Source organism: Acinetobacter bohemicus ANC 3994 (assembly GCF_000367925.1).
GTDB lineage: Bacteria > Pseudomonadota > Gammaproteobacteria > Pseudomonadales > Moraxellaceae > Acinetobacter > Acinetobacter bohemicus.
In genome coordinates, this window is sequence record NZ_KB849164.1 from 1215667 (window position 1) to 1223481 (window position 7815).

The 7815-nt window shown below is 35.8% G+C and carries 10 protein-coding genes and 1 pseudogene; 2 read left to right on the forward strand and 9 right to left on the reverse strand.

Going from position 1 to position 7815, the window contains the following annotated elements:
* The first annotated feature begins 65 nt into the window (after positions 1–65).
* On the forward strand, positions 66–2330 hold the full coding sequence (locus F994_RS05595; protein ID WP_004649191.1) for a TonB-dependent siderophore receptor: 2265 nt from the start codon (positions 66–68) through the stop codon (positions 2328–2330).
* A gap of 273 nt (positions 2331–2603) precedes the next feature.
* On the opposite strand, the gene F994_RS05600 is transcribed toward F994_RS05595, so the two are convergent.
* From F994_RS05600 to F994_RS05615, 4 genes are all read right to left on the reverse strand, one after another.
* Positions 2604–3005 (reverse strand): hypothetical protein, encoded by a 402-nt coding sequence (locus F994_RS05600; RefSeq protein WP_004649192.1) that lies wholly within the window; start codon positions 3003–3005, stop codon positions 2604–2606.
* A 122-nt stretch (positions 3006–3127) separates the two neighbouring features.
* Positions 3128–3304 (reverse strand): DUF2798 domain-containing protein, encoded by a 177-nt coding sequence (locus F994_RS05605; protein WP_081399740.1) that lies wholly within the window; start codon positions 3302–3304, stop codon positions 3128–3130.
* A 38-nt stretch (positions 3305–3342) separates the two neighbouring features.
* Positions 3343–3915: a flavodoxin family protein gene (locus tag F994_RS05610; protein ID WP_004649195.1), complete on the reverse strand. Its 573-nt coding sequence runs from the start codon at positions 3913–3915 to the stop codon at positions 3343–3345.
* 10 nt (positions 3916–3925) lie between these two features.
* On the reverse strand, positions 3926–4417 hold the full coding sequence (locus F994_RS05615) for a DUF2938 domain-containing protein (protein WP_004649196.1): 492 nt from the start codon (positions 4415–4417) through the stop codon (positions 3926–3928).
* Positions 4418–4497: 80 nt separating this feature from the next.
* Here F994_RS05615 and F994_RS05620 point away from each other — a divergent pair, with 80 nt between their 5' ends.
* A complete protein-coding gene (locus F994_RS05620) occupies positions 4498–4902 on the forward strand; it encodes a helix-turn-helix domain-containing protein (protein WP_004649197.1) in 405 nt (134 codons plus the stop codon).
* A gap of 784 nt (positions 4903–5686) precedes the next feature.
* Here F994_RS05620 and F994_RS05630 read toward each other — a convergent pair.
* The 5 genes and pseudogenes from F994_RS05630 to F994_RS17565 all read right to left on the reverse strand — a co-directional run.
* Positions 5687–6289, reverse strand: coding sequence for a hypothetical protein (locus tag F994_RS05630; RefSeq protein WP_004649199.1), 603 nt, complete (start codon positions 6287–6289; stop codon positions 5687–5689).
* Positions 6289–6681, reverse strand: a complete 393-nt coding sequence (locus tag F994_RS17685) for a hypothetical protein (protein WP_212749466.1) — start codon at positions 6679–6681, stop codon at positions 6289–6291. Before F994_RS17685 ends, F994_RS05630 begins: the two co-directional genes overlap by 1 nt.
* A 15-nt stretch (positions 6682–6696) precedes the next feature.
* Positions 6697–6831, reverse strand: a pseudogene (locus F994_RS17560) (RHS repeat-associated core domain-containing protein); the annotation flags it as partial.
* Positions 6832–6851: 20 nt separating this feature from the next.
* The gene (locus F994_RS05640; protein ID WP_004649201.1) at positions 6852–7397 is read right to left on the reverse strand and encodes a hypothetical protein; all 546 of its coding nucleotides are present in this window, start codon (positions 7395–7397) and stop codon (positions 6852–6854) included.
* On the reverse strand, positions 7394–7815 hold a 422-nt coding region (locus F994_RS17565), incomplete at its 5' end, for a hypothetical protein (protein ID WP_034696573.1). The genes F994_RS17565 and F994_RS05640, both read right to left, overlap by 4 nt.

The following is a 7815-nucleotide window of genomic DNA, read 5'->3' on the forward strand; positions in this document are numbered from 1 at the left end:
ATTTGTTTATTTTTGTACTGTAATTAGTAATAATAATGATTCTCAATTACAATTGATGTATTGTTATGACTGATCAGCTTAAACGAACTGCTTTAAATACTGCTATAAAATCAATTCTGATTTTTGGTGCTATGTCACATACTACTTTTGCACAAAAAGATAATGCCATTGAAGCAAACTCAACTGTTCTTCCAACGATTACTTTCACAGCTGAAGCTAATGATGAAAAAACAGAAGGAAGTAAAAGTTACAAAGCTAAATCCTCTAGAACCTCATCAAAGTTAAAATTATCTTTAAAAGAAACACCACAATCGGTAAGCGTGATCACTCGTGAACAAATTGAGCAAAGAAATTTAAATATTATTGATGATGTGCTTGCAGCAACGCCTGGTGTAACTGTCACTAAAAATGATAGTGAGCGATCAAATTACTCAGCTAGAGGATATGGGATTACTAACCGTCAAATAGATGGCATGCCAATAGGAGATAATAGCCCACGTGTAGACAGCTTCTTCTTTGATCGAATCGAAGTCGTAAAAGGTGCAACAGGTTTAACTGGAGCTACTGGTAATCCATCTGCAACTATTAATATGATTCGAAAACGTCCAGCAAAAGAGCTTTCTGGATCAGCTGCCACTTCATTCGGCACTTGGGATACCATTCGAAATGAAGCTGATATTTCCATCCCCTTAACAGCAGATGGAAGTGTGAGAAGCCGTGTAATGGCTGCACATAGAGAAGGTAATTCCTATATGGATTACTATTCGCTAGAAACAACAGCAGCAATGGCAATGGTTGAAGCTGATCTAACCAGTAAATTAACGGGTGGTATTGGTTTTCAATATCAGGATAATCAACCCAAAGGCTCTACATGGGGTACTGTGCCCTACTGGAATCAAGATGGATCACTGGCAAATTTACCGCGCAATTTTAGTTTAGCAAATAGTTGGAATACAGTGAGCCAAAGTGACAGAACCGCTTTTGCTGACTTAACTTATAAATTTGATAATGACTGGATCGTAAAAGCTGCAGGTTCATATTCATTATCAAAAAGTTTTTGGCTAATGTCATACGGTGGGTCTGGTTTTCCAAATCAGAATGATGGATCTGGTGTAGGTGTTTGGACCACAGTCTATCCAACCTCTGAATCCAAAAAAACGAGTCTCGAATTATTCGCCAGTGGCCCATTTAAGCTATTTGACCGCCAACATGAACTCGTCATTGGAGCAAATGGATTTAACCGTTCTACAAATAGTCCAGATGGAAAAGTGAATGGGCTTGCGAGTAATCAATTAACTTGTACAAAGAAAGATGAAAATGGAGTAACGGTGCCCTCAGACAATCTGGGTGATACTTGTGTGATTAATGATTGGCGTACATGGGATGGTAATACCACATTAAAACCTGACTACGTTGTAACCCCAGCAACTAAAGATTCAAAACAACAAAACTACGGTGCTTATACCGCGCTTAAGTTGAATGTAACGGATGATTTGAAAGTAATTCTGGGCGGACGATACAGTGATTATTCTGCAACCAATGGAACTAAAAGCGATGTTGAAGCAAATGCATTTACTCCTTATTTCGGCGCAACTTATAACTTAAATAGCATCTATACGGCTTATGCAAGCTACACAGATATATTCAATCCAAGCAGCAATAAAGACCGCAATAATAATTTCTTAGAACCTGAAGTTGGTAAAAGTTATGAAGCTGGCATTAAAGCCAGTTTCTTAGATGACCAATTACTTGCAACGGCTGCAGCTTTCTGGTCTGAAAAATCAAATGTTGCAATTAAAGATAATGCAGCAATACTCGCAGGCATCAAAACTGATGATGGCGGTGATCCAATGCTATCTTCAGGCGAAGGTTTAAAAATTGAAGGCTTTGAAATTGAAGCTATAGGAAAAGTAAACCCTAATTGGAATATTACAGCTGGTTATACTTACTCTAACAGCATAAGTTCTGAACAAGTAAAAGCATCAACAACAATTCCTCAAAATTTAGTTAAAGTATATACAAACTTTAAACTCCCTGAGTATTTGTGGGAAGGTGCTAATAAAATCCATTTAGGATTTGGGGTAAATTGGCAAAGTGATGTAGAAAGAAAATCAAGTAGCGCACCAAAGAATACTGACGGTTATGTTCGTCAAGATGCTTACTTTTTAGCAAGTGCTAATGTTGGATATACTTTTAATGATTCATTAAGTGCAAACCTACAGGCTAATAATTTATTTGATGAAAAATATTATCAGCAAGTTGGCTTTTATGATGGTGTTTATTGGGGTGAACCACGTAATGTGACTTTATCTTTACGTGCTAAATTTTAAGAAAAATTGGATTATTTAAAAATGTTTTCAATCACTTTCTAGTTCTCCTTTTGCTTTAATTTATTCAAGCCTCTTTTAAGGAGGCTGATCTGAATTAGCAGAATCAAAAGCTGGTAGCTGAGGTATTCACCTTGGCTATCTACAGTTAAGAAGCTGATTATATCCCTGTCTGTATTTGAAGCTACTCTAACTGCTGAAGTAGCTGATCATGCTGCATTGTCTTACCCGTTATCTCCTGATCAATTTGCTTTTTCTGCTCCAGTTTTCTGCCAGCTATTTAGGAATACTATTGGACTGACGCCATGGGATATTCACCTTTTCTTTTTTATTCTGCTGCTCAATCTTCGGCTGTACAGTGAGGATCAACTGGGCAACACCTAATACGGCGTTATCAAATGTCTGTTTATAATCATCACTAACGTCACCAGACAATACAATTTCTTTACCGTTCAGCGAAGCTTTGAATACATCTGCACTTGCTCGAGCAAATAAAGTTAATTCCTGACCACTGGCAAATAAAAATACAATCGGTGCAACACTGACGCCACCTTTACACTGCACCTTCTTACCTTCTGTCAGTGGAATAGATTGTCCAGATGCCCTCTCTAAAGTGTCTTTGATCTTTTGAACATACGGCGTTTGATCTGTAATAGTCGTAAGGTTTAGATTGCCCATAAAAAAGCCCTATTATTGAATAGGGCTTTTTTGGCAAAGCTAACCATTAAAACTTGCAAACAATTCCAATCGTTAAAATCTAGGCTTCTGCTGAGATATCTAACCTTTACTCACTATGAAACTCAGCGATTTTTAACAATCAAGCTGACGAGTTTTTGGGCAATGGGTGCGCAGATCAATACACTTGGAAACGCAAACATCCACGCCACGATCCATGCTGACATCCACACTGAAAAAAGATTGTCGATGAAGCCAACAGTCTTTAATGTCGTAATACCTGCGATCAGAAATGACATCATGCAAGATAAAATGAGTGGAAATAAAAAATTCACAGTCTTCACATAACCACTCCTTGATATGCATTTAGGCTTGATGCAAAATTTTCTCCAAACAATTGCGCTGTTTTAAGATCACCTAAATCAAATGCATCTGCCGCACTCGCATGTTCGGCTTGTGCCATCAATCCAGACCAAGAACCTAGACGATTAGCCGCTTGCGCGTAGGGAACACCTTGATGTTGTTCAGGTAAAATAGGATTGCCCACCCAGATCATACCGTGCTGCATACAGAAGGTGAAAAGTGAAATAAGGGTTGATTGCTTATCACCAGCGGGGAGTGATGAGATGGTAAATCCAGCTGCTAATTTTCCTTTAAAGCCCTGTTTCTTCCATAAGGGACCTGTAGCATCCATAAGTTGTTTTAATGTTCCAGAGACACCACCGAGATAAGTGGGTGTCCCCCAAATTAAACCATCATATTGGGTGAGTAATTCAGGGTGAGACATCAGTTGTTCTGCGGTGAATAAATCAATATCCATATTCTCAACTTTGGCTGCTCCAATTTGAATTTGTTGAGCAATAAATTGGGTATGTCCTTGACGGCTATGATAGATAATGGCAATTGATTTCATGGTTTAGTCCTCAGTTAAAAAGATTTAATAATTTAGCGGTGAGGAATAAACCACACCCGAAGATACTGTGATTGATCAAGCTTTTGATACGATTGATCAATGGTTGTGGTGTTTTAGATGCTGCAAAGCCTGAACCCATAGCAGGTTGCATGATGAAGAAAGGGATGAGCACGCTAATGACCCCAAATAATAAGGCTGAATAAAATTGAGGTTGTAGTAACCAAGCGTCCCCTGTGATGAAGATGAAACCCAATGCGAATAAGATCCCAACACTGTAATGAGCAATCCAGCCGAATACATATTCATGTTGAATCTCAGGACTTCGTGCAATTGACGCGTGGATGATTTTGCCGCGGAAAATCCATCCTACCCACCGACCAAGGAATGCAAAATTTAAGGTTGGAATATTCAGTTTTTTTAATATGAATAACCAAATATCCATGATGAGCGTTGCACCAATCCCTAGACTCAAAATGTAAAGTAGTAATTTAAAAATATTCATTTCATCCCCCGACCTTTTCCAAACAAAACCTGATAGATTGATTGTGCAAGTTCAAGTCAACTTGAAGTCAAGAGGTATTTATGGATATTGGTGAAGTTGCAAAAAGAGCAAAGGTTGCGCCATCGACCTTACGATTTTATGAAGAAAAAGGATTAATCAAATCTATTGGGCGGCAGGGCTTACGTCGTCAATATGCAAAACAGGTATTGGAGCAATTGGCATTGATTGCATTGGGGCAGGCAGCGGGTTTCTCTTTGAATGAGATTGTCACGATGTTTGGACAAGATGGTCAACCTGAGCTAGATCGAAAAATGCTGAATGATAAAGCAGAGCAACTTGAGCAGATGGCACGACGACTCCATTTTATTAGCGAGGGGCTCAGACACGCTGCGGTTTGCCCCGCTGAAAATCATATGCAGTGTCCAACCTTTCAAAATTTTTTAAAAGCCGCGATTGCAGGCGAATATCAGCCAACTAAACTTTAGTGATATTTCGTGGATGAAATCTAGTTTTATTTATGGGCTAAAACTTAACATTATCCTCCACCAATTACCCATTCCACGTATCCCCCTTCATAAACCACCTGTTATTGTATGAGCCATAATCGATCGCTTACATTTTGATAGGATTGTTCTCAATTTCGACTTCACGTTTTTTGACCCATTTTTCAGCAATGCGCTTTGTACTGAAAGTTTTACTTTCTTTATATGCTGGATAGTCTTTGCGATTAACACGGATTTCGGCTCGGTATCGCAAAGTCCCGTCTGACAGTGTTCTAGTGAAAATTGAACCCATAAATTTGCCCCTTTCGTAATTTTTCCATTATGGCGTAAATATAAACACGTTCGCGCAGCAAAATCGGTGTTCACACAGGTTCAAACGTGTAGTAAGCTATCAATCAAATTATTGTTTTTAATATGAAAATTGTAAATTACTGAAATTTAATATTATTAAGGTTTAAAGGTGTAACTTATGTTGAAGTGGTTTTATTTTCCAAATAAAAAACATATAAAACAACAACTTAAAACATGGTAATTTCACCCGAGGTGTAAAAAAGGCGCAAAATTTAAAATTATGTAAAAAAGAAAGAATAAAAATGAAAACATGGCTCTACTTTTATATTGAACATACTGTGAAAAATGGGAAGCCCTTCTATAAAGAAAGTTGCTATTCAAACAAAAAAGCTGGACAAGATATTAAGAGATTTTTAAGGACTGAATTCTGTACAGTATAAGACTCAGTCCTTTTTATTATTTGTAAGAATTTACATTAAATATTAATTTTTTCAAAAGTATATTTGTCAACAAAAATCTTTATTGGAAACCAGAATTCTTGATTTTCATTAAAATCATTATTTATTAAACAAATTTTCTCACAATACTCTAAACTTTTTATTAAAAAAAATTTATTCAACATATATTTATTTTCATCATACAATATAGTTTTAACATTATTATTAGTCTCAATCTGAAAAGGGTAATAACCATCCATAAAAGCAGATCCTGTATATGAAATTGGGTACCAGCCAACAAAAACTATATTTTCAATAATATTTTTATATAAAAAACTATTTTCAACATAGCTATCATAAGGTAATTTTAATATTTCATTTCTTGGAAGAGCTGTAAATACGGCATAGTAATTTATTTTTTTCAACTCTCTAAAAAAATCAATCGAAACTAATTGTAAATTTTCACTTGCATATCCTGAGCTATCTAAAGGGTCTATTACGTAATCTTTAATATGTTTTTCAAAAAAAATATCATTCCATTCTATTGCTTTCCATAATTCTGGAATAATAATAATTTGTCCTTCAATAGTAAAAAAATTACTATATATTTGACAACTATCTAATAAGTAATCATCGTTCATTATGGGTATCTCATTGTATTTTTACCAATCATATCAATTGGATATTTATGGTTTAGATTAATAGCCATTGATACATTAGGCTGATAGCTGTAATGGTGACCTGCTATTTGGTTTCTCTGTTGCCAAATACAACTACATGTTTTTGGATTTTGTAGAACTTGAAAAATCTTATAATGAGGATTACCTGCATCTGTTCCTATTTGAGAGATTTTAGGTCCGATATATCCCAAACTACCAACGGGATAAGGTACACACGGAGGACAACTGTCTCTTTCACATTGTTCATCTTTTGAAACACTCTTTGAACCAGAATCTGTATCAGGCATACTCGAAATTAAACCAATAGCCAAAGCTAGATTGACCGTCTGACTTATTCCAGCAGGAATTGCCATAGCTAAACCTTGTGGATCAACTAAAGATAAAGCATTCCCTCCAACATACCCATAAGTATTCAGTCCACCATCCAATCCAATTGGATCACTTTCTACATAACGACCTGTAATCGGATCATAATCCCCAAACTGATCATCATCAAAATGTATTTAAATTTAAAGACCACTGACTATATTTTTGTATTATCAAAAACTTGAAAACCATATTCTTTAAATAAATTAAGCACATATTCCTTTGAATTTAAATTTGGAGAATCAAAAAATAAAAATGTTGCTCCATAATCAGAGCTACAACAAAACTCTTCAATAAAAACAATATCTGTATTTTCAATTAACTCACACAATGTAAAATGTGGCACTAAAAGTAACTCTTTATTGTATCTTTTTCTAAGTATGTTGCTTCTATTTGAATGATTGAATTCTGAAATTTTAGTATGCAGTTTTTCATTAGGATTCATTAGAAAAGATTTAAACTGTATAAAATAATGTCCATACTTAAATTCGAATTGTTTATTGATTACGTCAGTGGGTATATCATAAAAAAATTCCTTCCCACAATGGACCTTTCCTTTTCTAAGCTCAATATTGCTATAAAAATAGGATTCAGCAGCACTCCTTTCCCCTGAACTGTCCTCAAAATACATTCTATAGGCTTTAGAGATGCCTTTTTCTCCATCTATAAAAACTTCTTCTTCAATAAGAATTGCTTTAATCAAAATGAACCTCTCTTGTATTTCACTATACCTACAGAAATACCTTTTTTGTAAACATGTAAATGAGGGCAGTCATGGTCTTTATCAGGATGATCTTCTATCCAACTATTTTGCCATTCACAGCCAAAACCTAGATGTTTAGCTCCCACTTTTCTTAAACTAGAGTAGCATAGACCTTGGATTGATTTATTTAGACTGGTTCCATCAACAGCTCGATAATATCGTTCTTCTCTAGAAATGTGGGCCATGCGCTGTGCTACAGAATATGCCTGTATTCGACTATAAGGACCACAATGATTTTCTCTTTCACATTGTTCCTCTCTTGGAACACTCTTTGAACCAGAATCTGTATCAGGCATACTCGAAATTAAACCAATAGCCAAAGCTAGATTGACCGTCTGACTTATTCCAGCAGGAATTG

Bases quoted from the DNA above. Each gene is read 5' to 3' on its own strand.
- F994_RS05630 (WP_004649199.1), bottom strand. From the start codon at position 6,289: ATGAACGATGATTACTTATTAGATAGTTGTCAAATATATAGTAATTTT.
- F994_RS17685 (WP_212749466.1), bottom strand. From the start codon at position 6,681: ATGGCAATTCCTGCTGGAATAAGTCAGACGGTCAATCTAGCTTTGGCT.
- F994_RS05605 (WP_081399740.1), bottom strand. From the start codon at position 3,304: ATGATGTCATTTCTGATCGCAGGTATTACGACATTAAAGACTGTTGGC.
- F994_RS05595 (WP_004649191.1), top strand. From the start codon at position 66: ATGACTGATCAGCTTAAACGAACTGCTTTAAATACTGCTATAAAATCA.
- F994_RS05615 (WP_004649196.1), bottom strand. From the start codon at position 4,417: ATGAATATTTTTAAATTACTACTTTACATTTTGAGTCTAGGGATTGGT.
- F994_RS05620 (WP_004649197.1), top strand. From the start codon at position 4,498: ATGGATATTGGTGAAGTTGCAAAAAGAGCAAAGGTTGCGCCATCGACC.
- F994_RS05600 (WP_004649192.1), bottom strand. From the start codon at position 3,005: ATGGGCAATCTAAACCTTACGACTATTACAGATCAAACGCCGTATGTT.
- F994_RS05610 (WP_004649195.1), bottom strand. From the start codon at position 3,915: ATGAAATCAATTGCCATTATCTATCATAGCCGTCAAGGACATACCCAA.